The organism is Shewanella sp. 10N.286.45.A1 (assembly GCF_041470405.1).
GTDB lineage: Bacteria > Pseudomonadota > Gammaproteobacteria > Enterobacterales > Shewanellaceae > Shewanella.
Map to the genome: position 1 here is coordinate 1 of NZ_JBFRMK010000364.1, position 1,104 is coordinate 1,104.

At 37.7% G+C, this 1,104-nt stretch carries 2 protein-coding genes; both read left to right on the plus strand.

Features of this window, described 5'->3' with window-relative positions; translation table 11 throughout:
- Nucleotides 1–401, plus strand: a 401-nt coding sequence (locus AB4238_RS21250) for a transposase (protein ID WP_372035494.1), incomplete at its 5' end; no start/stop codon positions are given.
- 303 nt (nucleotides 402–704) lie between these two features.
- Nucleotides 705–899, plus strand: a complete 195-nt coding sequence (locus AB4238_RS21255) for a hypothetical protein (RefSeq protein ID WP_372035496.1) — start codon at nucleotides 705–707, stop codon at nucleotides 897–899.
- Nucleotides 900–1,104 lie beyond the last annotated feature (205 nt).

The window sequence follows — 1,104 nt, forward strand, 5'->3', positions numbered from 1 at the left end:
GGCTGGCTAGTGATTATTTAGGGGGGAGCACTGAAAACCACCAGATATTAGGGATAAAAGCGGAGCAGGTGCTATTTAAGTATCGCGATCACCGCACTCATAAAATGGTCAGGAGTCGGTATGCTATCGCGGATTTTGAACGGCAGATTTTACGTCACCTACCGATCCCTAACCAACAGATGATCCGCTATTACGGATTTTACCACCCCAGTCAGTTAGTCCGTTTGAATCAAGCAAGGCAAGCACTAGGGCAAGCTGATTATAAAATGCCAAGCTTACCAGACTGGCAAGCCATGATGGATAAATATGGCTTGTCGATAGATTGTGTGATTTGTGCGGAATTAAGCAGTACGAGTTTGACGTCCTCAATGGAAGAATTAAAAGCAAGTCAACAAGACTGAGAACAGTGGGAGAGATACCTGCGATTGACGGGTGGCATTGTCGTGGGAGATGAAAAAAATCGTTATACAACAGGGTTGTAAATGGAGCTGGTTAAGGTACTCTACTGGGTAATAAATCGACAGCGCAGCCCTGTTTAGTGTGGCAATATCCACAGAGGTCACGGATGTCCAACAAGACGATAAATGAGACTATATTTTGGCCTTTACGAGGTTTTTTTTTAGGATAAAATATTGGCTCATTATCTAAAGCGTTATGTGTTTCACTAGTTTAGGTGAATATTTTAAATATGGAGAATATATAAAATGGAAAATAAAAACGCTGAAATAAAATCTAATATTTCAATTACTGAAGTACTTAGTTTAGCTATTGTTTGGGTTTCAATATTGGTAATTGTAAAATTCATAAATAGCTCTCCAGGTGTCGTAGTTTTGGGTTTGGCTGCTGGCTATTATTTATCAAAAATAATCATATTAAAAAAGCACTCTAGTTCTTTGTGAATAAACACATAATCGATGTATGAACTCCACCATCCTATTAACTAAGGTAAGATGGTTCGAATGACAAAATACAGGAGTTCTTTATGATAAATTCTCAGATAATCGGTCTTGATTTAGCAAAAAATGTTATCCAGATTTGTAAGATAGATAGACATGGTGAGTTAATATCAAATAAGGCCATTAGTCCTAAGAAGCTAAAAGAATT

Excerpts from the sequence above, each read along its gene's own strand:
- AB4238_RS21255 (WP_372035496.1), top strand. The coding sequence starts at position 705 with ATGGAAAATAAAAACGCTGAAATAAAATCTAATATTTCAATTACTGAA.